This is a genomic window from Actinosynnema pretiosum, assembly GCF_002354875.1.
GTDB classification, from domain to species: domain Bacteria; phylum Actinomycetota; class Actinomycetes; order Mycobacteriales; family Pseudonocardiaceae; genus Actinosynnema; species Actinosynnema auranticum.
Map to the genome: position 1 here is coordinate 3,861,072 of NZ_CP023445.1, position 25,302 is coordinate 3,886,373.

General features: G+C 75.3%; 23 protein-coding genes and 3 pseudogenes. 16 read left to right on the forward strand and 10 right to left on the reverse strand.

All coding sequences use genetic code 11. From position 1 onward, the window contains the following. Positions 1-88: 88 nt before the first annotated feature. Together CNX65_RS16495 and CNX65_RS16500 are read right to left on the reverse strand one after the other, a co-directional pair. Positions 89-523 (reverse strand): ATP-binding protein, encoded by a 435-nt coding sequence (locus tag CNX65_RS16495; RefSeq protein WP_096494068.1) that lies wholly within the window; start codon positions 521-523, stop codon positions 89-91. Positions 524-884: 361 nt separating this feature from the next. Continuing rightward, complete coding sequence (locus tag CNX65_RS16500) at positions 885-1,271, reverse strand: anti-sigma factor antagonist (RefSeq protein ID WP_096494070.1); 387 nt, start codon at positions 1,269-1,271, stop codon at positions 885-887. Positions 1,272-1,574: 303 nt separating this feature from the next. Between CNX65_RS16500 and CNX65_RS16505 the strand changes: the two genes are divergently transcribed. After that, positions 1,575-2,144 carry a DM13 domain-containing protein gene (locus CNX65_RS16505; RefSeq protein ID WP_232519865.1) on the forward strand — a complete coding sequence of 190 codons (570 nt, stop codon included), beginning with the start codon at positions 1,575-1,577 and terminating at the stop codon, positions 2,142-2,144. Positions 2,145-2,160: 16 nt separating this feature from the next. On the opposite strand, the gene CNX65_RS16510 is transcribed toward CNX65_RS16505, so the two are convergent. Further along, positions 2,161-3,171: a YdcF family protein gene (locus CNX65_RS16510; RefSeq protein ID WP_096494074.1), complete on the reverse strand. Its 1,011-nt coding sequence runs from the start codon at positions 3,169-3,171 to the stop codon at positions 2,161-2,163. A 333-nt stretch (positions 3,172-3,504) separates the two neighbouring features. Here CNX65_RS16510 and CNX65_RS16515 point away from each other — a divergent pair, with 333 nt between their 5' ends. The 5 genes from CNX65_RS16515 to CNX65_RS16535 all read left to right on the forward strand — a co-directional run bounded on the left by CNX65_RS16515 (position 3,505) and on the right by CNX65_RS16535 (position 8,704). Then, a complete protein-coding gene (locus CNX65_RS16515) occupies positions 3,505-4,671 on the forward strand; it encodes a DegT/DnrJ/EryC1/StrS family aminotransferase (protein ID WP_096494076.1) in 1,167 nt (388 codons plus the stop codon). Positions 4,672-4,708: 37 nt separating this feature from the next. Next, on the forward strand, positions 4,709-5,872 hold the full coding sequence (locus tag CNX65_RS16520; protein ID WP_232519866.1) for a Gfo/Idh/MocA family protein: 1,164 nt from the start codon (positions 4,709-4,711) through the stop codon (positions 5,870-5,872). Positions 5,873-6,147: 275 nt separating this feature from the next. Then, on the forward strand, positions 6,148-6,786 hold the full coding sequence (locus tag CNX65_RS16525; RefSeq protein WP_096497824.1) for an HAD-IA family hydrolase: 639 nt from the start codon (positions 6,148-6,150) through the stop codon (positions 6,784-6,786). 46 nt (positions 6,787-6,832) lie between these two features. Continuing rightward, positions 6,833-7,612, forward strand: coding sequence for a hypothetical protein (locus CNX65_RS16530; RefSeq protein ID WP_157767682.1), 780 nt, complete (start codon positions 6,833-6,835; stop codon positions 7,610-7,612). Positions 7,613-7,675: 63 nt separating this feature from the next. Beyond that, positions 7,676-8,704 (forward strand): 3-dehydroquinate synthase family protein, encoded by a 1,029-nt coding sequence (locus CNX65_RS16535; RefSeq protein WP_096494080.1) that lies wholly within the window; start codon positions 7,676-7,678, stop codon positions 8,702-8,704. 240 nt (positions 8,705-8,944) lie between these two features. On the opposite strand, the gene CNX65_RS37855 is transcribed toward CNX65_RS16535, so the two are convergent. Then, complete coding sequence (locus CNX65_RS37855) at positions 8,945-11,692, reverse strand: helix-turn-helix transcriptional regulator (RefSeq protein WP_177154602.1); 2,748 nt, start codon at positions 11,690-11,692, stop codon at positions 8,945-8,947. A 554-nt stretch (positions 11,693-12,246) separates the two neighbouring features. Here CNX65_RS37855 and CNX65_RS16545 point away from each other — a divergent pair. Continuing rightward, positions 12,247-12,660 (forward strand): GNAT family N-acetyltransferase, encoded by a 414-nt coding sequence (locus tag CNX65_RS16545; RefSeq protein WP_096494084.1) that lies wholly within the window; start codon positions 12,247-12,249, stop codon positions 12,658-12,660. 56 nt (positions 12,661-12,716) lie between these two features. Here CNX65_RS16545 and CNX65_RS16550 read toward each other — a convergent pair whose 3' ends face one another. Continuing rightward, entirely contained in the window at positions 12,717-13,595 is an 879-nt protein-coding gene (locus CNX65_RS16550; protein ID WP_232519867.1) for a helix-turn-helix domain-containing protein, read from the reverse strand. A 134-nt stretch (positions 13,596-13,729) separates the two neighbouring features. Between CNX65_RS16550 and CNX65_RS16555 the strand changes: the two genes are divergently transcribed. The 5 genes from CNX65_RS16555 (at position 13,730) to CNX65_RS16575 (ending at position 20,495) form a co-directional block, all read left to right on the forward strand. Then, on the forward strand, positions 13,730-14,674 hold the full coding sequence (locus tag CNX65_RS16555) for an SMP-30/gluconolactonase/LRE family protein (RefSeq protein WP_096494088.1): 945 nt from the start codon (positions 13,730-13,732) through the stop codon (positions 14,672-14,674). Positions 14,675-14,856: 182 nt separating this feature from the next. Beyond that, positions 14,857-16,317, forward strand: coding sequence for a non-reducing end alpha-L-arabinofuranosidase family hydrolase (locus CNX65_RS16560; protein ID WP_096494090.1), 1,461 nt, complete (start codon positions 14,857-14,859; stop codon positions 16,315-16,317). An 85-nt stretch (positions 16,318-16,402) separates the two neighbouring features. Beyond that, the gene (locus tag CNX65_RS16565) at positions 16,403-18,040 is read left to right on the forward strand and encodes a glycoside hydrolase family 43 protein (RefSeq protein WP_096494092.1); all 1,638 of its coding nucleotides are present in this window, start codon (positions 16,403-16,405) and stop codon (positions 18,038-18,040) included. 35 nt (positions 18,041-18,075) lie between these two features. Then, on the forward strand, positions 18,076-19,374 hold the full coding sequence (locus CNX65_RS16570) for a cellulose binding domain-containing protein (protein ID WP_096494094.1): 1,299 nt from the start codon (positions 18,076-18,078) through the stop codon (positions 19,372-19,374). Between the two features lie 44 nt (positions 19,375-19,418). Next, a complete protein-coding gene (locus CNX65_RS16575; RefSeq protein ID WP_096494096.1) occupies positions 19,419-20,495 on the forward strand; it encodes a LacI family DNA-binding transcriptional regulator in 1,077 nt (358 codons plus the stop codon). 128 nt (positions 20,496-20,623) lie between these two features. On the opposite strand, the pseudogene CNX65_RS38350 reads toward CNX65_RS16575, so the two are convergent. Beyond that, positions 20,624-21,007, reverse strand: a pseudogene (locus CNX65_RS38350) (GNAT family N-acetyltransferase); the annotation flags it as partial. A 41-nt stretch (positions 21,008-21,048) separates the two neighbouring features. Here CNX65_RS38350 and CNX65_RS16580 point away from each other — a divergent pair. Further along, entirely contained in the window at positions 21,049-21,402 is a 354-nt protein-coding gene (locus CNX65_RS16580) for a hypothetical protein (protein ID WP_096494098.1), read from the forward strand. Positions 21,403-21,435: 33 nt separating this feature from the next. On the opposite strand, the gene CNX65_RS16585 is transcribed toward CNX65_RS16580, so the two are convergent. Further along, entirely contained in the window at positions 21,436-22,188 is a 753-nt protein-coding gene (locus CNX65_RS16585; protein WP_232519868.1) for a TetR/AcrR family transcriptional regulator, read from the reverse strand. Positions 22,189-22,298: 110 nt separating this feature from the next. Between CNX65_RS16585 and CNX65_RS16590 the strand changes: the two genes are divergently transcribed. Both CNX65_RS16590 and CNX65_RS16595 read left to right on the forward strand, forming a co-directional pair. Next, a complete protein-coding gene (locus CNX65_RS16590) occupies positions 22,299-23,225 on the forward strand; it encodes an SDR family oxidoreductase (protein ID WP_096494102.1) in 927 nt (308 codons plus the stop codon). Between the two features lie 29 nt (positions 23,226-23,254). Further along, positions 23,255-23,461: a 4-oxalocrotonate tautomerase family protein gene (locus CNX65_RS16595; RefSeq protein ID WP_096494104.1), complete on the forward strand. Its 207-nt coding sequence runs from the start codon at positions 23,255-23,257 to the stop codon at positions 23,459-23,461. A 37-nt stretch (positions 23,462-23,498) separates the two neighbouring features. Here CNX65_RS16595 and CNX65_RS16600 read toward each other — a convergent pair whose 3' ends face one another. The 3 genes and pseudogenes from CNX65_RS16600 to CNX65_RS38160 all read right to left on the reverse strand — a co-directional run. Then, on the reverse strand, positions 23,499-24,044 hold the full coding sequence (locus tag CNX65_RS16600) for a dihydrofolate reductase family protein (RefSeq protein ID WP_096494106.1): 546 nt from the start codon (positions 24,042-24,044) through the stop codon (positions 23,499-23,501). A 72-nt stretch (positions 24,045-24,116) separates the two neighbouring features. Next, a pseudogene (locus CNX65_RS16605) lies at positions 24,117-24,440 on the reverse strand (response regulator); the annotation flags it as partial. Positions 24,441-24,551: 111 nt separating this feature from the next. After that, positions 24,552-24,737, reverse strand: a pseudogene (locus CNX65_RS38160) (histidine kinase); the annotation flags it as partial. Between the two features lie 315 nt (positions 24,738-25,052). On the opposite strand from CNX65_RS38160, the gene CNX65_RS35430 reads away from it, so the two are divergent. Beyond that, positions 25,053-25,298, forward strand: a complete 246-nt coding sequence (locus CNX65_RS35430) for a hypothetical protein (protein ID WP_157767684.1) — start codon at positions 25,053-25,055, stop codon at positions 25,296-25,298. Positions 25,299-25,302: the final 4 nt, after the last annotated feature.

Below are 25,302 nucleotides of genomic sequence, written 5' to 3' on the forward strand. Positions count from 1 at the left end.
GCCTGCGCCTGCGCCGGTCTTGAGGTTGCCGTCCCGCTGCGGCCCGAGTGCTCGTGAGCGCTCGGGCCGCGGCGTCGGGGGGCGGCGCTCAGGGCGCGGGGACGTTCGGCAGCTCCGCCCACACGGTCTTGCCGCCGGGGTGGGGCGCGCTGCCCCAGCGGTCGGTCAGCTGGCGGATCAGCAGCAGGCCGCGCCCGCGCGTGCCGATCTGGCGCAGGCCCGCGGTGAGGTCCGGGCGCGGCGGGTCGGGGGAGCCGTCCTCGACCTCCACGCGCACGTGGTCCGGGGTGGTCGTGACGCGCAGGGCGAGTGGGGAGGTGGTGTGGTCGTAGGCGTTGGCGACCAGCTCGTTGACCACGAGCAGCACGTCGTCCGCCGACTCCTCGTCCGCGTCGGCCAGGAGCGCGCCGGTCCAGCGGCGCACCTCGGCCAGGGCCGGGCGGGCCGTGAGGTCCAGCGTGGCCGGTGCCGGTGTGCCGGGCTCGGGGGCGGGCTGGGTGGTCGGGTCGTCCACCTCGTCCATGATGGCCGCCTTTCCCGCGCTGTGGTCGGTGCTCGCCGGGGCCGCGGCCCCGACGAGCGCCAGCGTCAGGGCGGTGGCGGTGGCGACACCTGCGCCCAGGGGCGGGGGTGTCGCCGTGGCCGCGCCCTGGGGCGGGGGTGGAGTCGTGACCGGGTCTGGGGGCGGGGCCTGGGGTGGAGCCGTTGCCGGGGTCGGGGGCGTCGCCAGTGCCTGGGTCGGGTCCACCGGCGTGGTGGGAGCGCCCACGCCGACCGGCTCCGCAGCGCGCGGACCGGGATCGCGTCTTCGACCTGCTGTGATCTCGTCCCCCTGGGCGCCGTGCTGGTGGTCCGCGGGCGGGTCGCCCGCGGACCGAGGGTGGTCAGGCCGTGCTGGGCATCCTGGTCAGGTCGGCCCCGCGCTGGGCGTCGACGGCCAGGTCCACGGTGGGGTGCGTGGGGAGCAGCGCGCTCATCCCGGTCAGCTGCAGCGGCCGGAGCACGCCGCGCTGCGCGGTGGCCAGCACCAGCCGCGCCCGGCCGCGCCGAGCCGCCTCGACCAGCAGCGACAACCCCGTGGAGGCCATGAACCGCACCCCGGTCAGGTCGAGCACCCCCGGCCCGCGCAACCCGTCCAACCAGGGCAGCAGCGCCCGGCGGACCTCGTCCGCGACGTTGGCGTCGATCTCCCCGGCGACGCGCAGCACGGGCACCCCGCGCACCACGTCGGAAGCCACCGTGACCACCGCGGCTGCATCCAGCTCGGACACCGGCCCGTTCCTCTCGTCCTGTTGCTGTGACTGCGGTGGGCTGGCTGTTCAACCCGCTCGGGATCGACGTGACGACCCCGGTGAGCAGCCTAGTCGCTGCCGGGGGCCGGCGCGTCGCGGTGGTCGTGGTGATCGGGCGCGACGCGCGAGCGCCGGGCCGTGGCATGGTGGCAGGAGCGCACCGGACGGGCGGTCGACCCGGCGGGCCCGCGGTGCGCGGACCTGACCGGGGCGGACCGGTGGCGGGTCGCCTGCCAGGGTCGCCGTGGTCGGGTCGTCGGCGGAGAGCGGAGAGGTGGCGTGGTGCGCAGTCCCGTGCGCAGGAGAGCGGTCGTGGTGGTGTCCGGGGTCGTGGTGGTGGCCGCGCTCGTGGGGTTGTGGGTGTTCCAGCCGTGGCGGTTGTGGACGCGCAGCGAGGCGGACGAGGCGCTGCCCGCCGAGTTCACCGCCTCGACCAGCGCGGGGCCGAGCACCGGGGCGGCGAGCAGCGGCGCCCCGACGCCCAGCGCCCCGACGTCGGCGCCCGTCGACCAGCCCGCGGTGCTGGCCACGGGCGGGTTCGTCACCCAGGAGCACGAGACGCGGGGCACCGCCACCGTGCTGCGCAACGGGGCCGCGCGCGTGCTGCGGCTGGAGGGGTTCTCCACCTCGGACGGGCCCGACCTGCACATCTGGCTCTCCGACGCGACCGCGGGCGGCGAGTGGGGCAAGTACGACGACGGGCGCTACCTGCCGCTCGGCCCCATGAAGGCCACCGACGGCAACCAGAACTACCCGATCCCGGAGGACGCGGACCTGTCGGGGCTGCGCAGCGTCGTGGTGTGGTGCGACCGGTTCAACGTGGCCTTCGGGTCGGCGCCGCTGGACCTGTGACGGCGTCCGGGCGCGCTCAGACGCCGTAGGCCAGCAGCGGGAAGACGGACAGCGCGGTGCAGGCGGCCAGGGCGTTGAGGGCGCGGTACTGGACCAGGAGCGCGGCGAACTCGCGGAGGAAGGCGTTCGGGACGAAGTACCAGGCGGTGCGACCGCCCCGGACGTCCGCCTTCAGGCCCGCGCGGCGGGACAGGATCGCGGCTCGGGGGACGTGGTAGCTGCTGGTGACCACGAGGAGCCTGCCGGTGACGCCGCGCTCGGCGAGCAGGGCGGAGGAGAGGCGGAGGTTCTCCCAGGTGGAGGTGGACTCGCGCTCCTCCAGGAGCGCCTCGTCCGGGATGCCGCGCTCGCGCAGGTAGTTCGCCATGACCTCGGCCTCGGAGGCGGGCTCGTCGGGGCCCTGGCCGCCGGAGGCGACCACCAGGGGGGAAGCGCCCTTGGCCGCGGCGCGGCGGTAGAGCTTCAGCGCGCGGTCCAGGCGGCCCGCGAGGAGCGGGGTGACGCGGCCTCCGGGGACGCCCGCGCCCAGGACGACGATGGCGGTGTGGCCGGTGCGCTTGCGGACGCGGCCGTAGAGCACTGAGTAGAGCAGGAAGAGGGTGAAGGCGAAGCCGAGGTAGCCCGCGAGCAGGAACAGCGAACCGGCCGCCGCCAGCACCCACGGCTCGGGGGAGCCCTCGCGCAGCGCGGACAGCAGGACCAGGAGCAGGCCGCCCACCACGCCCAGGATGGCCGTGCCCGCGCCGAAGGAGAGGGCGTTGCCCGGCTTGAAACCCTCGCGCCGCAGCAGGGTCACGCCGTTGGCGATCAGGAAGAGCGCGATCACGACGACGAACACCGGGGCGATCAGCACCACGGCGCCGACCACCAGCACCCTGGTCTGCGGTTCGGCCAGGGTGAGCAGCCAGAGCGCGAGGAACGCCAGGCTCATCAGCAGGTACACGCCGTTGCCCAGTCGTCTGGGCTCCCGCTTGAGCTGCACCAGGAAGACGACGAGCAGCACCACCGCGACGATCAGAGCCCCCATGGGGTGATCGTAGTGGTGTTCGCGGGGTGCTCCGACCACAAGATCGAGCACTGAGGGGTGAGGGGCCGCGAGCGCGCGGCAGCTCGCCCGCGCCGGACGCCTTTCCCCGAAAGCGTCACCGGGGCGTGCGGACACCCCGGTTCCCGTTCATCCAATTGTGCGCACGACCGCGCCGCCGTGCCCGCGTGCTGCGGTGATGGCCTGGGAACAGGGGGGATTAGGGGGAGGTCAAGGGGGTTGGTCGGGATCTGCGGAATCGGTAGCGTCGAATTCCGAAAGCCGGCCGCGGTGAATTCCCCCGCGCCATTTCCGCGAACGACGGGACAGGGGCTCATGGGCAGTTCTCCGGACGCAGGAATCGACTTCCCGGCCTGGCCGCAGCACGACGACGCCGAGCGCGCGGCCCTGCTGCGCGCGCTGGACCAGGGCCAGTGGTGGCGGGTCGGCGGCAGCGAGGTCGACGAGTTCGAGCGCGAGTTCGCCGAGTACCACGGCGCGGGCCACGCGCTCGCCGTCACCAACGGCACGCACGCGCTGGAGCTGGCCCTCCAGGTGCTCGACGTGGGCCCCGGCACGGAGGTGATCGTGCCCGCCTTCACGTTCATCTCGTCCTCGCAGGCCGTGCAGCGCCTCGGCGCGGTCGCCGTGCCCGTGGACGTCGACCCCGACACCTACTGCCTGGACGTCGCCGCCGCCGAGGACGCCGTCACCTCCCGCACCTCGGCGATCATGCCCGTGCACATGGCGGGCCAGTTCGCCGACATGGACCGGCTCGACAAGCTGTCCGCGAGCACCGGCGTGCCGGTCGTGCAGGACGCCGCCCACGCGCACGGCGCCCACTGGCGCGGCAAGCGGGTCGGCGAGCTCGGGTCGATCGCCACGTTCAGCTTCCAGAACGGCAAGCTGATGACGGCGGGCGAGGGCGGGGCCGTCCTGTTCGCCGACCAGGCCCAGTGGGAGAAGGCGTTCGTCCTGCACAGCTGCGGCAGGCCCAAGGGCGACCGCGGCTACTTCCACCTCACCTCGGGCTCGAACTTCCGGATGAACGAGTTCTCCGCCGCCGTGCTGCGCGCCCAGCTCGGCAGGCTGGACTCGCAGATCGCGACCAGGCAGGCCCGCTGGCCGGTGCTGTCCGCGCTGCTGGCGGGGATCGACGGCGTCGTGCCGCAGACCGTCGACCCGCGCAGCGACCGCAACCCGAGCTACATGGCGATGTTCCGGATGCCCGGCGTCACCGAGGAGCGGCGCAACGCGGTGGTGGACGAGCTGGTGCGGCGCGGGATCCCGGCCTTCATGGCGTTCCGGGCGGTCTACCGCACCCAGGCGTTCTGGGAGACCGGCGCGCCCGACCTGACCCCCGAGGAGCTGGCCGCGCGGTGCCCGGTGTCGGAGGAGATCACCCGCGACTGCGTGTGGCTGCACCACCGGGTGCTGCTGGGCGCCGAGGAGCAGGTGCGCCGGCTGGCCGCGGTCGTGGCCGACGTGGTCGCGGGCGCGTGAGCGCGGCGGTGCGGGTTCCGGGGACGGGGGAGGTGGCGTGAGCGCCGGGAGCGGTGGCGTGCGCGGTGGACCGGTGCGGGTGGCGGTGGTCGGGCTCGGGTGGGTGGCGCGGGAGGTGTGGCTGCCCCGGTTGCTGGGCGGCGCCGCCTACCGGGTGGTCGCCGTGGTCGAGCCGTCCGCGCGGGCCCGCGCCGCCGTGCTCGGCGACCTCACCGGGGTCGCCGCGCTGGAGCGGGCGGAGGACCTGCGCCGCGACGAGGTCGACCTGGCGGTGGTCGCCGTGCCGAACCACCTGCACGCGCCGGTCGCGTCCGGTCTGCTGCGGCGGGGCGTCCCGGTGTTCCTGGAGAAGCCGCTGTGCCTGGGGTCCGCCGAGGCCGCCGCGCTCACCGCCGCCGAGCGGGCCGGTGGCGCGGTGCTGCTGGGCGGGAGCGCCGCGCGGCACCGGGCCGACGTGCGGGCGCTGCGGGAGGTGGCCGCGTCGCTGGGCGCGCTGCGGCACGTCGACGTGTCCTGGGTGCGGTCCAGGGGCATCCCGGACCGGGGCGGCTGGTTCACCGACCGCACCCGCTCCGGCGGCGGCGCGCTGGTCGACCTCGGCTGGCACCTGCTCGACACCGCCCGCGTGCTGCTGCGCGGCGCCACCGGTGACCCGGAGGGCGCGGAGCTGGAGCACGTCACCGGCGCGGTGTCCGCGGACTTCGTCGACGACCACGCGTTCCGCGCCGCCTGGCGCGGCGACGGGGCGCAGGCGGACCCGGTGGTCGGCGACGTGGAGGACACCGCCAGGGGATTCCTCGTCACCCGGTCGGGGATCTCGATCGGGGTGCGCGCGGCCTGGGCCTCGCACCAGGCGCTGGACACCACCGTCGTGCGCGTGGAGGGCAGCGGCGGCACGGCCGAGCTGCGCTGCACCTTCGGCTTCAGCCCGAACCGCGAGGGCCCGTCGCGGCTCCTGCTCACCACCGACGGCCGCACCACCCCGGTCGAGCTGCCCGCCGAGCCGGTGGGCGCCGAGTACGACGCCCAGCTCGCGAGCCTGCCCGCCCGCCTGGCCGACCCCGCCGCGCGCGGCGAGGCCGCGTCCGGGGCGCGCTGGATCGCGGGCGCGATCGAACGGGTCTACCGCGCCGCCGACGCCGTGCGGTGCGCCGAACGACGACACGCGCCGGTCGACCTCGCCCCGACGGGAGCCCCGTGATGACCACCGGACAGACCGATCCCCGAGTCGTGCGGGCCCGAGCCGTGGACGCGCGGGCCGTGGACGCGCGAGCCGCGACCGCCGCCCCCACGACCGCCGCCCCCACGACCGCCGCTCCGGCGACCACTGCTCCGGCGACCGCCGCTCCGGCGACCGCCGCTCCGGCGACCGCCGCTCCGGCGACCGCCGCCCCCACGACCACTCCTCCGCGCCCCCGCGTCCCCCAGGCCCCCGCGCCCCACCGGCACGTTCCGGGCGCGACCTACGACCGGGCCGTGCTGTTCGACCTCGACGGGGTGCTGGTCAACAGCTTCGCCGTCATGCGGCAGGCGTTCGAGATCGCCTACACCGAGGTCGTCGGCGACGGGCCCGCGCCGTTCGAGGAGTACAACCGGCACCTGGGGCGGTACTTCCCGGACATCATGCGGATCATGGGCCTGCCGCTGGAGGTGGAGGGGCCGTTCGTCCGCGAGAGCTACCGGCTCGCGGGTGAGGTCGAGGTGTTCGAGGGCGCGCCGGAGCTGCTGGCGGACCTGCGGCAGCACGGCTTCGGCACCGCCGTGGTCACCGGCAAGAGCGGCCCGCGCGCCCGGTCGCTGCTGACCACCCTCGGCCTGGCGGAGCTGTTCGACCACGTCATCGGCTCCGACGAGGTCGTGAACCCCAAGCCCGCGCCGGACATGCTCCTGCTGGCCACCGGCCTGCTCGGCGTCCCGGCCGACCGGGTGGTGATGGTGGGCGACGCCCTGACCGACCTGGCGAGCGCCCGCGCCGCGGGCTACCCGGCGCTGGCCGCGCTGTGGGGCGAGACGGACGAGGCGGAGCTGCTGGCGGCGAACCCGGACGCGGCGGTCCGCAAGCCCTCGCAGGTGCTCGACTGGTGCCTGGCCCACCTCGCCGACGACCGGACGTGACGCGCGGGCAGGCCCCGTTCCCGCCGAGGCGGAAGTGGTGGTGGACATGACGCGGACCGGTTCCGCGCAAGCGCCCCTCGGTGGCCCCCCGGCGGCGGGCGCCCCGTCCTGGTCCGGCTGGTCGCTGGCCGGTGGTGGCGACGCCCGCCCGGTGGCCGAGGTGCTGCCCCCCGTCGTGCGGGAGCTGCGCGCGCGGGACCGGGGCGCGCACTGGTCGTTCCTGCGCGGGACGGGGGTGGCGCTGTGGCTGGGCACGACCGAGGCCGCGCGGGGCCCGGTGCTCGCCGTGCTGCGCGCCGAGGCGGCGGCCCGCGAGCTGCGCGTCGACCCGGCGGGCGAGGGCTTGCCGGGCGGTCCGGTCGAGCCGCTGGTCGAGGTCGCGACGGCCTCCAGCGAACTGGCGCTGGACGTCGCGGCGGCGGTGGGCCCGGCGTGGGGCGAGGACCCCGGCGGGTCGGGCGCGCAGGCCACGGTGCGGCGCCACCTGGCCGAACTGGTCGCGCTGGCCCCGGAACCGGCCAGGCCCGCGTTCCTGTTCCACTGCTGGCAGAGCTGGGGCAGACCGCTCAGCCCGGCCGCGCGCACCGAGGCCGCCGTCGCCGCGCAGGGCCCGTCGCCCGGCGGGCGCGTGGTCGGCTCGGCCGGCGCGTGGCGGCGCTACCTGGAACAGCTGCGCACCGCGGCGGACCGCCGCCGCCCGGCCCTGCCGGTGCTGTTCGAGCAGGCGACCCTGACCCACAACCGCCTCGGCGTCGGCGCGGCCGTGGCGGCGCGGGCGGCGCTCGCCCTGCGCACCGCGCTCGTGACGGGCGCCGCCTGCGGCTGAGGGCCCGCGCCCTCGCTCCGCCGCCCGCCCCACCACCCGTCCCGCCCTCCCGAGGAGGAAGCAGTGCCCACCACCGCCACCACCCGCGAGGTCCGGGTCGAGCTGGGCGAGCGCGCCTACACCGTCCACATCGGACACGGCGTGCGCGCCGCCCTCCCGGACGTCGTGCGGGCCCTCGGCGCGCGCCGCGCCGTCGTGGTCACCGCCCGCCCGCCGGACCAGACGCCCGACCCCGGCGTCCCCTCCCTCGTCCTCCCGGCCCGCGACGGCGAGCACGACAAGACCCTCGCCACCGTCGCCCACCTGTGCAGCCGGTTCGCCGAGTTCGGCCTGACCCGCGCCGACGTCGTCGTCTCCTGCGGCGGCGGCACCACCACCGACGCGGTCGGCCTCGCCGCCTCGCTCTACCACCGGGGCACACCGGTCGTGCACGTGCCGACCTCGCTGCTCGCCCAGGTCGACGCGAGCGTCGGCGGCAAGACGGCGGTCAACCTCCCCGAGGGCAAGAACCTCGTCGGCTCCTACTGGCAGCCCGCCGCCGTGCTGTGCGACCTCGACCTGCTCGCCACCCTGCCCGAGCGCGAGCTGCGCAACGGCCTCGGCGAGATCGCCCGCTGCCACTTCATCGGCGCGCCGGGCCTTGACCGGTTGCCGCTGCTGGACCAGGTGGCGGCGAGCGTCGCCCTCAAGGCCCGCGTGGTGGCCGCCGACGAGCGCGACCGCGGCCTGCGGCACACCCTCAACTACGGCCACACCCTCGGCCACGCCCTGGAGCTCGCCACCGGTTTCGCGGTGCGGCACGGCGAGGGCGTCGCGATCGGCACGGTCTTCGCCGGCCGCCTGGCGGGCGCGCTCGGCCGGATCGGCCCGGACCGGGTGGCCGAGCACCACGCCGTGGTCGCGGGCTACGGGCTGCCGGTCGCGCTGCCGCCGGGCGTGCCGGACGACGAGCTGCTGCGGTTCGTGCGCCGCGACAAGAAGTCCACCGGCGGCCTGGCGTTCGTGCTCGACGGCCCGCGCGGCGCGGAGCTGGTGCGCGACGTCGACGAGCACGTCGTCGCCGCCACCCTGGCCGCGATGCCGCGGGCCTGAGAGGTCCTAGCGGAATCGCTGGGCGTGTCGGTGGCAGGTGATGCGGGCGGCGGGGCCGAGGAGGGCTTCGCGGATGTCGTCGCGGCGTTCCCGGCGGACGCGTAGCCGGTTCACGCCGCGGTGCCAGGCGATCGGTGCTTGTCGTGGTCGTAGCCGCGGTCGACTCACCCCTCTGCGCGACCGAACACGATCCAGATCGGGCAGGGGCGGCCCCGCACCCCCTCGGGGCGCCCCTGCGCGTCACCCCGACCGGTCGGCGCTCAGCGCGGGCGGCAGCTGCTCCCGCTGCTTGATCCCGAGCTTGCGGAACACCCGCGTCAGGTGCTGCTCCACCGTGCTGTGCGTGACGTACAGCTTCACCGCGATCTCCCGGTTCGTCAGCCCCGACGCCGCGAGCGCGGCCACCCGGTGCTCCGAGCTGGTCAACCGGCCCGTGTCCGACCCGCAGGCCGCCGACGCCTGCTGCGCGGGCACCAGCCCGTCGGCGGTGGGCATCAGCTCCTCGCACAGCGGCGCCGCCCCGCACATCCGGGCGACGTGCCACCCGCGCCGGACCACCCGGCGCGCCAGCGCGTGCTCGCCCAGCGCCCGCTGCGCCCCTCCCAGGTCGCGCAGGGTCCGCGCCAGCTCGTACTTGTCGTCCACGGCCTCGAACACCGCCACCGCCTCCCGCAGCAGCCGCGGGCGCCGCTTCACCGGGCCGGTCGCCGCGAGCAGCCGCAGCGCCTGCCCGCGCGCCCGCCTGCTGTCCGAGCCCGGCCTGCCGAGCTGCTCGTGCGCCAGCGCCCGCGCCCGGTCCGGGTCGCCCTGCGCCAGCCACGCCTCCGCCGCCGCGGTCCGCCACGGCACCGGCGCGCACCCGCCGCCCAGACCCCACCGGGTCAGCTGCTCCCCGCACAGCAGGAAGTCGCCCAGCGCCGCGCGCGGCCGTCCCCGCGCCAGGAGGAAGTGCCCGCGCGCGTGCAGGTAGTCCACGCTGGTGCGGTGCCCGAACACCCCGTTCGGCACCGGCCGCGCCACCACGGCCGCCGCCTCGTCGCAGCGGCCCATCCTGGTCAGCGCCAGGATCCGGGTGCTCAGCGGCAGCCCCACCGACACCCCCCACGCGGTGGGGGGCAGCACGGTCAGCGCCTCCCGCGCCAGCTCGTCCGCCCTCGGGTGGTCGCCCCGGCGCAGCGCCGACTCGGCCGCCAGCGCCAGCACCTGCGCGCGCGGTACCGGCAGCAGCGGCACGGCCCGCGCCGACAGCAGCTGCTCGCACCAGGAGGCGGCCACGTCCGCGCGGTCCGAGTAGAGCAGCGCGGACAGCGCAGGCACGGCCGCACCGCCGGAGCCGCCGGGGTCCCGCGCCAGCCGCACCTCCCGCAGCACCGCCTCCGCCCGCTCGGCCACGTCGTCGCCGTCCCCGGCCACCAGCACGTCCAGCAGCACCGCGTTCGCCCTCGGCGCCTGCTCCGCCCTGGTGCGCGCGGAGTCCACGTCCCGCCCCGGCGCGGTCCCCGGCCTGGCCGCACCGGGGTAGGCGCCAGCCAGCCAGTGCTCCAGCACCGGCACCTCCTCGGCGGCGCGCGGGTCGGCCCGCAGCCCGGCGAGCACCGCGTCCGAGTCGGCGGTGCTCCCGGCCCAGCGCAGGTGCTCCACCAGCGTCGCGCTGTCGCGCACCGACAACCTGCCCGCGCGGAACGCCGCCAGCAGCGCGGTGTGGTGCCTGGCCGAGGTCGACGGGTTCACCAGCCACTCGGCCGCCGCCAGCCGCGCCTGCACGGCCGCCCTGCGCACCCGGTCCGGGCTGCAGTCGAGCGCGCGCTGGAGCAGCGCCACCGCCGCCGCGGGCTCGCCGCGCTGCGCCACCAGCTCCGCCGCGTCCACCAGCAGGCCCGCCGCCCACGGGTCGGTGACGCGGCCCGCCCGCAGCAGGTGGCCGGCGATGTCGGTGACCGCCCCGCCCCGGTCGCGCAGCAGCCGCGCGGCGCGGTGGCGCAGCGCCTCGTGCTCGGCGACCGGGATGTCCGCGACGACCGCGCGGCGGGCCGCGTCGTGCCGGAACCCGTCCCCGGCCAGCAGCCCCGACTCCCGCAGGGCGTTCAGCACCTGGGCGACCCGCTCCGGCTCGTGCCCGGAGAGCCTGCCCAGGTCCGACGCCGATCCGCCGCCCAGCACGGCCAGCGCGCGCACGGTGTCCGGGAAGAGGGGTTCGTTGCGGTGCAGGCAGGACAGGAACGCGTTGCCGTAGCCGGTCTCGCGCGGCTCGCCCGACTCCAGCACGTCCTCCGCCAGCGCGTGCAGCAGCAGCGGGTTGCCGCCGGTCAGCGCGGCGAAGTCGACCCGCTTGGCGACGTCCGCGCCGACCGCGCGCACCGCCTCCTCCCGCACCCTGGCGGTGGGCAGCGGCGCGACCCGGACCAGGCCGAGCCCGCGCAGCCGCAGCAGCTCGTGGCGCAGCGGCGGGAAGCCCGACGGCAGCAGCAGGTCGTCGGTGAGCAGCAGCCGCACCCGCGCGGTGTCCAGCCGGTGCACCAGTTGCAGCAGCACGCGCAGCGAGGCGGTGTCGCCGTGGCGGACGTCGTCCACCGCGATGACCAGCGGCGCCGCCTCGGACAGCGCGATCAGCGCCGCGCACAGCGAGTGGTGGAGCCGGGGCGGCGCCGCCCCGTCCACCGGGCGCGCGGCCGGGGCGAGCAGCCCGCCGAGGCGGGCGACCGGGCGCGGGTCGACCCCGGCCACGCCGGGGGAGGCCACCAGCTGGTCGAGCACCCCGAACGGCAGCCCCGTCTCCGGCGGGGTGCAGGTGGCGGTGAGCACGAGGTGGTCCCCGTCGGCGACCCGGTCGACGAGCCGCCCCAGGGCCGTCGTCTTGCCGCAGCCGGGTGGTCCGTCCACCAGGAACGCCCGTCCGACCCGGCCCGGCAGGTCCACCACGAGGTCCTCGACGGCCGACTGGATCTCGGGTGCGCGCGGAGTCCGACTCGCGTTCGTGGTGCGGTCCACCGTTCCATCTTCACCATTGCCGGACGTGCGGGCAAGCGTCTCGGGGTGGGGCCGGTTCCGCTCCCGGCTAATCACCGGGTGCCCGGAAAAGATATCCCTGCTGCATTCGGTTGCACGGGCGGGTGTGATCGGGTCAAGCGCGCTCGATGTCACCTCGCGTGGACTGGTGTTGTTGCCAAAAGTGACCGGCGTGGAGTGACGAGGGCCACTCTGCGCTGGGGGGTTGAGCTGCGCTTGGTCGGCATCAACCCGTGCTACGTGCGCTCCTGGGGCGGATTCGCTCCGAGTGCGGTGCCCGTTCGGTGCCCGGTCGGGCAAGTCGCCGTTGACTGAGCGTGATGGCGGTGGGTGGCCAGGCCGGGGAGTCCGGCGTGGCGCTGGTGGGCTCCCGCGCGTGTGCCCGGTTTCGGTTCCGCGCTTTCTTCCCGCGCTGCCCGCCATTTCGTGGAGAAGGACTGCGGAATCGTCCTCCGCCACTCGGCGACCGGCTCGCGATCCCGCCGGGCGGGCGTGTCGAGAAATCCGCGGACCCGCGCCCGTGGGAGCCTGACCGCGTGCACCGGGACTACGAGCTCCACCCGACCCCGCCGTCGGTCGCCGACTACCTCCGCCTGCGCGCCGAGTCCGGCCTGTCGCCCAAGACCCCCGAGCAGGCCGCCGCCGCCCTGCCCGGCGCCTGGGCCTCCTTCCACGTCACGCACGCGGACGGCCGGACCGTCGGCATGGGCCGGGTCCTCGGCGACGGCGGCTGGTACTTCCACGTCGTCGACATGGCCGTGCTGCCCGACCACCAGGGCAGGGGCATCGGCGGCGCGATCATGGAGGCGCTGCTCCGGCGCATCCGCGAGGCCGCCCCGCCCGGCGCGTTCGTCACCCTCCTGGCCGACGCGCCCGGCCGCCCGCTCTACCTCAAGCACGGCTTCACCGAGACCGCGCCCGGCTCGATCGGGATGGCGCTCACGCTCTGACCCGCGGCCACGCCCCGCCGCCGCGAGCGCGACGGCGGCGGCCGGTCACCCCCGGCTCACCCGACGAGCGAGCGCAGCCTCGCCTCGTCGGTCGAGCCGGGCTCGGCGGTGCACGCGCACACGTGCCGGGTCCGCGTCGCGGAGATCGGCAGGTCCACCGAGTGGTAGCTCAGGCGCAGCTCACCCGCCCCGGGGTGCCGGAAGGTCTTGACGCCGCGCGGGTGCAGCAGCACGTCGTGCGCGCTCCACCGCGCCCGGAACTCGGCGCTCGCGGCCGTCAGCTCGCCCACCAGCTCGCGGGTCGCCCGGTCGCGCGGGTCGCGCCCGGCCTCGGCGCGCAGCGCGGCGACGAGCACGTCGGCCGTGCCCGCCCAGTCCCCGTAGAACTCGCGGGCGCCCGCGTCGAGGAAGTGGTAGCGGGCGAGGTTCGCCGGGCCGCCCTCCCGCGTCGTGGCGCTGGCGAACAGCGGCGCGTAGAGCGCGCGGGCCAGCGGGTTGACCGCCAGCACGTCCTGCCGCGGCCCGGTCACCATCGCCGACGACAGCGTCATGCTGTCCAGCAGCCACTGCGCGGTCGCGGGCAGCGCGGCCTCCGCCACCGCCTCCGCCACCTCCTCGGCGGGCCGGGGCGGCCGGGCCGCGCGCGCCAGGTCGAACAGGTAGACCCGCTCCTCGGCGTCGAGCCGCAGCACCCCGGCCACGGAGTCGAGCACCTCCCGCGAGACGCCGCCGATGTGCCCCCTCTCCAGGCGGGTGTACCAGTCGACGCTGACGCCCGCGAGCAGCGCGACCTCCTCCCGCCGCAGCCCCGGCACCCGCCGCCGCCCGAGCACCGGCAACCCGACCCGCCCCGGACTGACCCTCGCGCGCCTGCTGACCAGGAAGTCCCGCACGTCGGACCGGTTCGCCACCGGGTGCCGCCCAAGATCGCCCACGCCGCCCACCCTAGACGGCCGCCCCGCCAGAAAGGGGGGTTGAGGAACTACCCCCGACAAGCGCCCACTGCCACCCCGCGCCGCGAGGCGCTTGGCTGGCACCAGACACCCCTCCCACCCCCTGGAGCCCTCCCGTGACCACCACCCGCGCCCTCCTCGCCGCGACCCTGCTCCTCACCGCGCTCGCCCCCGCACCACCCGCCGCCGCGCACCACCCCGTCACCCGCTACGTCGTCCCCGGCGACCGCGCTCACCCGGAGGGCATCGTCCGCGAGCCGGGCACGCCGCACTTCTACGTCGGCGGCACGACCGACGGCACGATCTGGCGCGGCCACGTCGACCACCCCGCCCTGGAGCCCTTCCTGCCCGCCGGTCAGCACGGCCGCACCACCGCCGTCGGCATGAAGATCACCCGTGGCTGGCTGGTCATCGCGGGCGGCGCCACCGGCAAGGTCTTCGTCCACAGCACCCGCACCGGCGCGCTCCTGCACGTGTTCGACTCCGGGGCCCGCGACGGCCTGGTCAACGACGTCGCCATCGCCCCGAACGGCGACGCCTACGTCAGCGACTCGCTGCGCCCCGTCCTCTACCGGATCACCGCCGCCGAGCTGGCGAGCCCCGAGGTCGAGCAGCCACTGAGGACGTTCGTGGACCTCACCGACTCCCCGGTGCGCTACGAGGAGGGCATCAACGGCAACGGACTCGTGGTCACCCAGGACGGCCGCCACGTGCTGCTCGCCGACACCAACTCCCGGGCGTTCCACCGCATCAGCACCAGCACCGGAGCCATCACCCCGATCGACCTCGGCGGCGTGGACGACATCGGCTCGGACGGGCTGCTCCTGCGCGGCGACCGCCTCTACAGCGTCACCAGCCTGTTCCACCCGGAGGGCGAGATCAGCGTCCTGCGGCTGAGCGAGGACCACTCGCGCGCCACGCTGCTGCGGCGGATCAACGGCCGTGGCATGGACGTCCCGTCCACCGCGGCCTTCGACGGCGACGACCTGCTGGTGGTCAACTTCCAATACCAGATCGCCGAGCCGAACCTCCCGTTCACCGTCGTCCGCGTGCGCCTCTGACCCGCGCCCGGCCGAAAGAGCGCGCGAAACCTTTGCGCTGGAGGCTAAACCGCGCCCGCCCTTTTTAGCTTTGACCACCCCGGACCACCTGGCTAGATTGCAGGAAGTGGGGGTACCAGCCCGCTCCCCGCCGCTGCCGGTCGGCCACGCCGACCACCCGTCGACGACGACGAAGGGCGACCATGCTCCTCGCAAGGCTGTTCACCCCGCGCCGGGCCCGGATCGGCGCCGTGGCCACCACCTCGATCGCCATGGTGACCGCGCTCGCCGCCCTCTCACCGCAGGCCGCCGCGGCGCCAGGGTGCTCGATCGCCTACGCGGCGACCTCCCAGTGGCAGGGCGGTTTCACCGCGAGCGTCGCCATCACCAACCTCGGTGACGCCGTCGACGGCTGGACGCTCACCTGGACCTACGGCTCGGGCCAGCAGGTCGCGCAGGCCTGGAACGCCGAGGTGTCCCAGTCCGGCGGCCAGGTGAGCGCCCGCAACGCCTCCTACAACGCCGCCATCCCCACCGGGGGCCGCGTCGAGTTCGGGTTCAACGCGACCTCCACCGGGTCGAACCCCGACCCGACCTCGTTCAGCCTCAACGGAACCACGTGCACGGGAGGAGTCGGGCCCACGACCAGCACGCCCCCGACCACCACGCCGCCCACCACCACGACCCCGCAGCAACCGGGCGGCTCGCTGCCGAGCAGCTTCCGGTGGTCCTCCAGCGGCGCGCTGATCGGACCCAAGCCCGACTCCTCGCACGCCACGGTCTCCGTCAAGGACCCCAGCGTGGTGCGCCACAACGGCCGCTACCACGTGTTCGCCTCGGTCTACACCAACGGCTACAACCTCGTGCACACCAGCTTCACCGACTGGTCCCAGGCCGCGTCCGCCCCGCACTACTACCTGGACCGCTCCGGGATCGGCACGGGCTACCGGGCCGCGCCGCAGGTGTTCTACTTCGCCCCGCAACGCCTGTGGTACCTGGTGTACCAGACCGGTTCCAACGCCTCGTACTCGACGACCGCCGACATCGAGAACCCCGCGTCCTGGTCCGCGCCGAGGAACTTCTACGCGAACGGGATGCCGCAGATCATCCGGGACAACATCGGCAACGGCTACTGGGTCGACTTCTGGACCGTCTGCGACACGGCCAAGTGCCACCTGTTCTCCTCGGACGACAACGGCCACCTGTACCGCTCGGAGACCAGCCTCGCCCAGTTCCCCAACGGCTTCACCAACACGGTGATCGCCATGCAGGACAGCAACCGCAACCGGCTGTTCGAGGCGGCCAACATCTACAAGATCGCAGGCAAGGACCAGTGGCTCATGGTCCACGAGGCGATCGGCTCGGACGGCCGCCGCTGGTTCCGCTCCTGGACCGCCCCGGCGATCGCCGGACCGTGGACCGCGCTGGCCGACAGCGAGTCGAACCCGTTCGCCCGCGCCAACAACGTCACGTTCCCCGGCGGCCAGTGGACGCGCGACATCAGCCACGGCGAGATGGTGCGCAGCGGGACCGACCAGACCATGGAGATCAACCCCTGCAAGCTGAGCTACCTGTACCAGGGCCTGGACCCCAACGCGTCCGGCGACTACAACCGCCTGCCCTGGCGGCTGGGCCTGCTGACCCAGACCAACTCCCCCTGCTGACCACCCGGCGCGCCGCGGACCCCACCGGTCCGCGGCGCACCGCCGTGCCGGAGACCAGCTCCCGCGCACCAGGAGAGGCACACCGATGCCCCGTCAACGCAGATGGGCGCCCATCGCCCTGGCCGTGCTCGCCCTCGTGGCGGCCGGGCTGACCGCGCACCGCCCGGCCGGCGCCGCCGCCACGCCCGCCGCGCAGGACTGCGCGGGCGACGCCTGCGCCCAGGCCACCTACACCAACCCCGTGCTGTGGCAGGACTTCGCCGACATCGACGTCCTGCGCGTGGACGACACCTACTACTACTCGGCCTCCACCATGCACTACTCGCCCGGCGCGCCCGTGCTGCGCTCCTACGACCTGGTCAACTGGGAGTTCGCCGGGCACTCCGTGCCGCGCCTGGACTTCGGCGCCAAGTACGACATGGGCAACGGCTCCCGCGCGTACGTCAACGGCATCTGGGCGTCGTTCCTGGCGCACCGCAAGAGCAACCGCACCTTCTACTGGGGCGGCTGCGTCGACTTCGCCCAGACGCACCTGTACACCGCGACCGCCGTCGACGGCCAGTGGTCCAAGCACACCACCATCAACAAGTGCTACTACGACGCCGGGATGCTCGTGGACGACGACGACACGATGTACGTCGCCTACGGCAACACCAGCATCAGCGTCGCCCAGCTCTCCGCCGACGGGAAGTCGGAGGTCCGCTCGCAGCAGGTGTTCCAGACCCCCTCGAACATCGGCACCCTCGAAGGGGCGCGCTTCTACAAGCGCGGCGGCAACTACTACATCTGGCTCACCAGGCCCGCGAACGGCCAGTACGTGCTCAAGTCATCCAGCCCGTTCGGCCCGTACTCGATCCAGCAGGTGCTGCTCGACATGCCCTCGCCGATCCAGGGCGGGGGAGTGCCGCACCAGGGCGGCCTGGTACAGACCCAGAACGGCGACTGGCACTACCTGGCTTTCGTCGACGCCTACCCCGGCGGGCGCGTGCCGGTGCTCGCGCCCATCACCTGGACCTCGGACGGCTGGCCGCGCGTCACCACCGTCAACGGCGGCTGGGGCGCGACCTACCCGAAGCCGAACCTGCCCGCGCCCCCGCGCCAGGTCAAACCCATGATCGGCACCGACACCTTCCCCGGAACGGCGCTCGGCCCGCAGTGGGAGTGGAACCACAACCCGGACACCTCCAAGTACAGCGTCAACAACGGTCTTCGCCTGTCCACCGCGACCGTCACCAACGACCTGTACTCCGCCCGCAACACCCTCACCCACCGCATCCAGGGCCCCACCTCCACCGGCACCGTGGAGCTGGACCTGTCGGCGATGCGCGACGGCGACCGCACCGGGCTGGCCGTGCTGCGCGACTCCTCGGCGTGGATCGGCGTCAAGCGCGACAACGGCCGCAACCGGATCGTCTCCGTCACCGGACTGACCATGGACGGCTCCTGGCGCACCACCGGAACCGGGTACGAGGTCGCGGGCGCCGACCTGAACGGCACCCGGATCTGGTTGCGCGCCAACGCCGACATCCGCCCCGGCAACGGCAGGCAGGCCCGGTTCTCCTACAGCACCAACGGGACCGACTTCACCGCCTTCGGCCCGGCGTTCACGCTCAAGAACGACTGGCGGTTCTTCATGGGCTACCGCTTCGGCGTCTTCAACCACGCGACCGCCGCGCTCGGCGGCTCCGTCACCGCCCGCCGCTTCGACCTCACCACCCCGTGACCGCCACCACGACCACCACAGGAAGGACCGATCCCTTGGCGCGCAAAAGGGTCCTCGCGGCAGCGGGCATCGCGCTGCTCACCCTCGCCGCAGGGCTGATCACCACCAGCGCGAGCGGCGCGACCGGCACCCCCGGCGCGTCCGCCACGACGGAGGGCTGCGGCAAGGCGCCCGCGCTCACCAGCGGCACGCGCACGATCACCAGCAGCGGCAAGTCCCGCACCTACATCCTCTCGATCCCGGACGGCTACGACCGCGACCGCCCGCACCGGGTCGTCTTCGGCTTCCACTGGCTCGGCGGCACCGCGAACGACGTCGCCACCGGCCAGACCGTGCAGCGCGACGTCTGGTCCTACTACGGCCTCAAGCGCCTGGCGGGCAGCAGCACGATCTTCGTCGCGCCGCAGGGCTTCAACAACGGCTGGGCGAACAACGGCGGCGAGGACATCACCCTCGTCGACGACATCGTCCGCCAGCTCGACGCCGGGCTGTGCGTGGACACCGCGCAGCGGTTCGCCACCGGCTTCAGCTACGGCGGCGCGATGTCCTACTCGGTGGCCTGCTCGCGGCCGACGGTGTTCCGCGCGGTCGCGGTCATCGCGGGCGGCGTGCTCAGCGGCTGCGCGGGCGGCACGCAGCCCATCGCCTACCTGGGCATCCACGGCCTGCGCGACAGCGTCCTGAACATCTCCGGCGGTCGCTCGATGCGCGACCGGTTCGTGCGCAACAACGGTTGCGCCGCGCAGAACCCGCCGGAGCCGTCCCAGGGCAGCCTGACCCACCGGGGCACCACCTACACCGGCTGCCGCGACGGCTACCCGGTGCGCTGGGTCGCGTTCGACGAGGGCCACATCGCCGCACCGCAGGACAACGCGCCCGGCGACAGCGGCACCAGGACGTGGGCGCCCGAGGAGACCTGGCGGTTCTTCACCCAGTTCGCCGGAACCGGGCCCGACCCGACCGGCACCACCACCAGCACCACCACGACCACCACCACGCCCGGCGAACCGCAGCCGGGGGCCTGCCGGGTGGCGGCCACCGTCAACGCCTGGGGCAACGGCCTGACGGCGGAGCTCGCCGTCACCAACACCGGGACCACGCAGGTGCAGGGCTGGTCGCTGGAGTTCGCGCTCCCGGCGGGACAGGTGATCACCTCGGGCTGGAACGCCTCGTACGCGCCGAACTCGGGCCGGGTGACCGCCCGCGACGCGGGCTACAACGCGGCGATCCCGCCCGGTGGCAGGGTCAGCATCGGCTACCAGGTCACCCACAGCGGGGACGCGGCCCCACCTTCGGGGTTCTCCTTGAACGGCGCGCCCTGCACGATGGGGTAGTACCTCGCGCGGGGCCGCCGCGCGACCGGTGACGGGAGGCACGGTTGACGGGCACACCCCCGCGAGCAGGTGTCCGCCGGGGCGGGCGGACGCGCGTCACGCTGGCCGACGTCGCGTCCGCCTGCGCCGTGTCGGTGCCCACCGCCTCCCTGGTGCTCTCCGGCCGCGCGCGGGAGCTGCGCATCTCGGCGGCCGTGGAGCGCAGGGTGCGGGCGACCGCGGAGCAGCTCGGCTACCGCCGCGACACGCTGCTGTCCGCCTCCCGCACCAAGACCCTCGGGTTCGTCTCGGACGCCGTGGCCTCGGCCAAGCTGTCCGGTGAGCTGATCGAGGGCGCGGTCGACGCCGCCCACCGGCACGGGTTCACCCTGTTCGCCGGTGAGAGCGGCGGCGACCGCGAGGTGGAGGCGGCGCTGGTGGCCTCGCTGCGCGCCCGCCAGGTGGAGGGCGTGGTCTTCGCGGCCAGGTTCCCCCGGCTGCTGGAGGTCCCGGACGGACTGCGCGACGGACCGTCCGTGCTGCTGAACGTGCTGCCCGCCAACGACTTCCCCGCGCACGCCGTGCTCCCCGACGACCGCGGCGGCGGCCGTTCGGCGGCGCGGGTGCTGCTCGACGCCGGGCACCGGGAGGGCGTGCACCTGATCGGCACCGGGCCCACGGTCGAGGCGATCGCCCCGCGCCACATCGCCGCCGTGGCCCGGCTCTCCGGCGCGCTGGAGGTCTTCGCGGCGGCCGGGGTGGAGGTGGAGAGCGTGCGCCCGTGCCTGGAGTGGATGCCGGAGAACGGCTACCGCGCCACCCTCGACCTGCTGTCCCGCCACCGCCCCCGCGCGCTGCTGTGCTTCAACGACCGCCTGGCGTTCGGCGCCTGCCAGGCGCTCGCGGAGGCGGGCCTGTCCGTGCCGGGCGACGTCTCCGTGGTCGGCTTCGACGACCACCCCGTGGCCGCCTGGATGCGCCCGCGCCTGACCACCGTCGCCCTGCCGCACCACCGCCTCGGCGCGACGGCCGTGGAGCTCCTGCTGTCCCGCCCCCGCCGCGACCGCAGCCCGACGACCGTGCACCACGTCCCGATGCCGGTGGTGGCGGGGGGATCGGTGCGCGCGGTCGAGCACGCCTGAGGCGGGCTCAGCGCGGTCCCGCGGAGGTGATCGTGCGGGCGTGCTCGCGGAACCCCGAACCCCGGTGCAGCGGCGCGGGCGCGGGGTGGTCGGGGTGCCCGTGCAGCGGACCACCGCCGCCCGCCCGCCTCGCGCAGGGCGTCCAGCGCCGCCCGGCCCAGCCCGCGCTGCCGCAGACCGGGGTCGACCCCGACCGGTTCCAGCTCGCCCACGCCGTCGCGCTCGTCGAACCAGATCAGGCGGGTGGCCGCGACGGGCAGCACGGGCGTCGGCAGGTCGTCCAGCGCGCACCGAGTGCCGGGCCCGTACCCGTGCGCCTGCGGCGCGGCGACCAGATCCGCCGCGCCACCCCCTGCATCGCGCGCGGGTCCGCGGGCCCGGCGTACGGGCGCGTCCTCCCCTCGGTCACCGCGTGCCCACCCGCCCCGACCGCCGGGTCGCCCGCTCCAGCGCCGCCGCCCGGAAAACGCGTTGATCAACGGTAATAGCCTGGTGGTGACGGGATCGTCCACGACCCGCTGACCAGGGGGGCAGAGCGCTGATCGTCGAGGTCGTGCTGCCGATGGACTCGCCGACCAGGTGGTTGATCTCCCTGTCCGACGTGCTCGCGACCATCCCGGACAACCCGTGGACCTGGACCGTGCGGGACTTCCGCGGCGCGGGCGTGGTCCCCGGCGGGATGCCGGGGTTCCGGGCTCGCGTGCTCGCCGAGGGCGTGCCGTTCACCTGGGCGGAGCTGCGCGCGTTCGCGGAGCGGCAGGGGCAGACGATCGACTGCCTGATCGTGGCCGAGTGGCGGGGGGAGCGGGTGGCCGAGGTGGAGGCGTTCGACAGCGCCACCTGGCACGTGCGGATGCCCGAAAGGTGGGAGCGGACCGCCGAGCTGCTGGACGAGCTGCGGGGCTGAGCAGGCCCGCCCTCATCCGGCCCGCCCCGCCGCTCAGCCGGGCTGGTCCAGGCGTTCGAGCCACCGGTCGAGCAGCGCGGACTCGACCGGTTCCAGCCCGTCGGCGCCGTGCAGCGCCAGCCGGGACCGCAGCTGCCGCGCCGCCGCCCGCACGGGATCGGGTCCGGCGGGCGCGCCCGCGTCGGTGAGCACGGCGGCGAACACCGCGTCCCGCGCCCGGTGGGACAGCTCCGGGTCGTCGTACAGCGCGGGCTGCGCGATGCGGCTCAGCGCCACCCCCACGTTCGCGGGCAGCAGCAGCCGGGCCGCCCGCTCGGGGCTGGTGCGCAGCGCGCCCGCCGCCGCGCAGCGCACCAGCGTGGCCTCCAGCAGCTCCAGGATGCGCTGGTGCGCGGTCGATCCCGCGTGCGGGCGGGGCGCGAACATCAGCTGGTACAGCGCCGGGTTCTCGGCGGCGAACGCCATGTGGTCGTCCCACCCGGCGCGCAGGTCGGCCACCGGGTCGCCGGTCGCCTCCAGCTCCCGCTTGCGCCGCGCGTACCGCTCGAACCCGGCGTCGGCGACCGCGTCGAGCAGCCCGCGCTTGTCCCCGAACAGCCGGTAGAGCACCGGCTGCGTCACGCCGACCTCCTCGCACACCGCGCGGGTGGCGATCTCGCCGTCCGGTGAGGCGGCCAGCCGTCGCCAGGCGGCCTCCACCAGCGCGGCCCGCACCGCCGCGTCGTCGTCGGGTCCTGCCGTGCCGCGCCTGCGGCGGGGTGCGCCGCTCTCCGGGGTGACCTCCACGAATCGATGGTACGTCACGGCGCTAGCGCTGATTCCGACGCCGTGCTACGGTCTGCATATCAACGAAACGAAGTAGCGCTATCGTCGCTACCGAACTGGAGGTGGGTGTCATGACCGAGCACCGGGACGCGGGCCACCGCCCGGCGGAGGTCGTCCTGATCACCGGCGCGTCGAGCGGCTTCGGCCACCTCACCGCGCTGGCGCTGGCCAGGGCCGGGCACACCGTCGTGGCCGGGATGCGCGCCACGGCCGACCGCAACGCCCCCGCCGTCGCCGAGCTCGCCGACCTGGCGCGCGCCGAGCGCCTCGCGCTGTCCGCCGTGGACCTGGACGTCCGCTCCCAGGAGTCCGCCGACCGGGCCGTCGCCGAGACCGCGCGCCGCCACGGGCGCCTGGACGTCGTGGTGCACAACGCGGGCCACATGGTGGAGGGCCCGGCCGAGGCGTTCACCTCCGAGCAGCTGGCCGACCTGTACGACGTCAACACCGTCGGCGCCCACCGCGTCAACCGCGCCGCCCTGCCCCTGCTGCGCGAGCAGGGCTCCGGGCTGCTGGTGTGGGTGGGCAGCTCCTCCACGCGCGGCGGCCACCCGCCGTTCCTCGCCCCGTACTTCGCCGCGAAGGCCGGGATGGACGCGCTCGCCGAGAGCTGCGCGGCCGAGCTGATCCGCTTCGGCGTCGGCACCACCATCGTCGTGCCCGGCGCGTTCACCTCGGGCACCAACCACTTCGCGAACGCGGGCCGCCCGGCCGACACCGCCCGCGCCGCCGCCTACGACCACCACTACGGCGAGCTGCGCGCCACCATCGGCGACCGCCTGGCCGCGCTCGTCCCGCAGGACGCGGACGCGCGGGACGTGGCCGACGAGATCACCCGCCTCGTCGGCCTGCCCGCCGACCGGCGCCCGTTCCGCGTCCACGTCGACCCGAGCCGGGACGGCAGCGAGGTCGTGTCAGCGGTCGCGGACCGCGTCCGGGCCGAGTTCTACCGCAGGGTCGGCATCGAGGACCTGCTGTCCGCCAACGCCGCCCTCTAGCCGATCACCGAAGAAGAAGGAGCACCACCATGCCGTTCGCCAACCTGAAGGTCCCCGAGGGCACGCTGACCCCGGAGTCCAAGAAGAAGCTGATCGACGCCGTGACCGACGCCTACGCCGACGTGTACGGCGAACGCGCCCGCGCGAGCACCCTGGTGCTGGTGGAGGAGGTCGCCGAGGGCGGTTGGGGCCTTGGCGGGACGGTCCTGACCGCCGAGGCGCTGGGCCGCAGCTGACCCTCCCGCCCCCGGCCCGCCCCGCGCGGGCCGGGGCTCACCTCCGGGGCTCGTACCGCATCGCCACGGCCCCGGACGCGAACTCCACCGCCTCCACCAGCCGCAGCTCCACGTGCTCCGAGAGCCCGGCGAACACCGACGGCCCGCGCCCGGCGATCCGGGGGTGCACCACGAACTCGTACTCGTCGATCAACCCCAGCCCCGCCAGCGCCAGCGGCAGCGCCACCCCGCCGACGAGCACCCCGTTCCCCGGCTCCTCCTTGAGCGCCCGCACCGCCGACCCGAGATCCCCGCGCAGCAGCTCGGCGTTCCAGTCGACCCGCTCCAACGTCCCGGACACGACGACCTTCCGCGCCGCGTCGACGGCCCGCGCGAAGGGATCCGCCCCGTCCCCGACCGCGCTCCCGGACGGCGACCGCCAGGCCTCCTCCATCATCAGGTACGTCACCCGCCCGAGCAGCAGCACGTCGGCCCGCGCGATGTTCCCCGCGTGGTGCCGGTGCAGCTCCTCGTCCGCGGGGATCACCCGGTGGTCGCAGCACCCGTCGACGGTCACGTTGATGGAGTACCTGAGCGCCCGCACCCGGCGAGGCTACCCCCACCCCGCCGCGCCCCTCACCCCGCCGCGCCCCTCACCCCGCCGCGCCCCTCACCCCGCCGCGATCAGCCGCACCACCGCCTGCGGCGACAGCACCGGCTCACCGGCCGCCGCCGTCCGCACCGCCTCGGCGATCCGCGCGGGCGGGGTGTCCTTCAGGACGAACCCCAGCGCCCCCGCCCGCAGCGCGCCCAGCACCGGCTCGTCCGAGTCGAACGTCGTCAGCACCAGCACGGCGGGCGGGTCGGGGCGGGTCAGGATCTCCGCCGTCGCGCTCAGCCCGTCGCGGCCCGGCATCCGCGCGTCCACCAGCACCACGTCCGGCCGCTCCCGCGCCACCGCCGCGTCCCCGTCCGCCGCCTCCGCCACCACCAGCTCCGGCACCCGCTCCAGCGACGGCGCGCGCGCCGGGCCGAGGTCGCCCCCTGGGCAGGCCCGCAGCACGCCCAGCACGTCCCGCAGCTCCTCCAGCGCCTGCCGCGACCCCTCGGCGATGCCCCGCGCCAGCTCGGCCACGTCCTCCGCGCGCAGGTCCGCGCGGTGCCCCAGCACCCCGGCCTGCATGGCCACCAGTGAGATCCGGTGCGCCAGCACGTCGTGCATCTCGCGGGCGATCCGGTTCCGCTCGGTGGTCCGCGCCGGGTCGCCAGCGAGCAGCGCCGCCCCGCCCGCGAGCATCGACGCGCCCGTGCCGACCGAGGTCGGCACGGCCACCGCGAGCGGGAACCTGCGCCGCCACAGCACCAGGACCAGGCACAGCAGCCCCCACCAGCGGGTCGCCGACCAGGAACCAGCCGCGCTCCGCCCCCTCGGGCAGCAGCGTGCCGGTGATCAGACAGAACGGCGCGCCCGCCACCCCGACCACCGCCACCCGCCACGCGTGCTGCCACCCGCCCAGCCGCGCCGCGCCACGCCCACCGTGTCCACCCGGTGATCGTCGACCGAACCGTCTGACCGATGCGCCGGGCACCCCTGCCGGGAAACGCTTTCCCCATGCGCAGAACCCTTTCCCCGGCCGTCGTGATCACCGCGCTGGCGGCCGTGGCCACCCCCACCGCGTCCGCCGCGCCGGACACCTCCCCGCCCCCGGTGCGCTGGGGCCCGCGCGAACACCCCGTCCCCGCGGTCCTGGAGTGCGCGCGGGTCAAGGTCCCGCTGGACTACCGGGACCCCCGAGGCCTGGCAGGCGCTGGAATCCGACCGACCGCTGCCCGAGGACCCGCCGGTCGAGGGCGTTGAGAAC

Coding starts and splice junctions, on each gene's coding strand:
- CNX65_RS35430 (WP_157767684.1), top strand. CDS start 25,053: ATGCGCAGAACCCTTTCCCCGGCCGTCGTGATCACCGCGCTGGCGGCC.
- CNX65_RS16515 (WP_096494076.1), top strand. CDS start 3,505: ATGGGCAGTTCTCCGGACGCAGGAATCGACTTCCCGGCCTGGCCGCAG.
- CNX65_RS16530 (WP_157767682.1), top strand. CDS start 6,833: ATGACGCGGACCGGTTCCGCGCAAGCGCCCCTCGGTGGCCCCCCGGCG.
- CNX65_RS16595 (WP_096494104.1), top strand. CDS start 23,255: ATGCCGTTCGCCAACCTGAAGGTCCCCGAGGGCACGCTGACCCCGGAG.
- CNX65_RS16590 (WP_096494102.1), top strand. CDS start 22,299: ATGACCGAGCACCGGGACGCGGGCCACCGCCCGGCGGAGGTCGTCCTG.
- CNX65_RS16560 (WP_096494090.1), top strand. CDS start 14,857: ATGCTCCTCGCAAGGCTGTTCACCCCGCGCCGGGCCCGGATCGGCGCC.
- CNX65_RS16495 (WP_096494068.1), bottom strand. CDS start 523: ATGGACGAGGTGGACGACCCGACCACCCAGCCCGCCCCCGAGCCCGGC.
- CNX65_RS16510 (WP_096494074.1), bottom strand. CDS start 3,171: ATGGGGGCTCTGATCGTCGCGGTGGTGCTGCTCGTCGTCTTCCTGGTG.
- CNX65_RS16565 (WP_096494092.1), top strand. CDS start 16,403: ATGCCCCGTCAACGCAGATGGGCGCCCATCGCCCTGGCCGTGCTCGCC.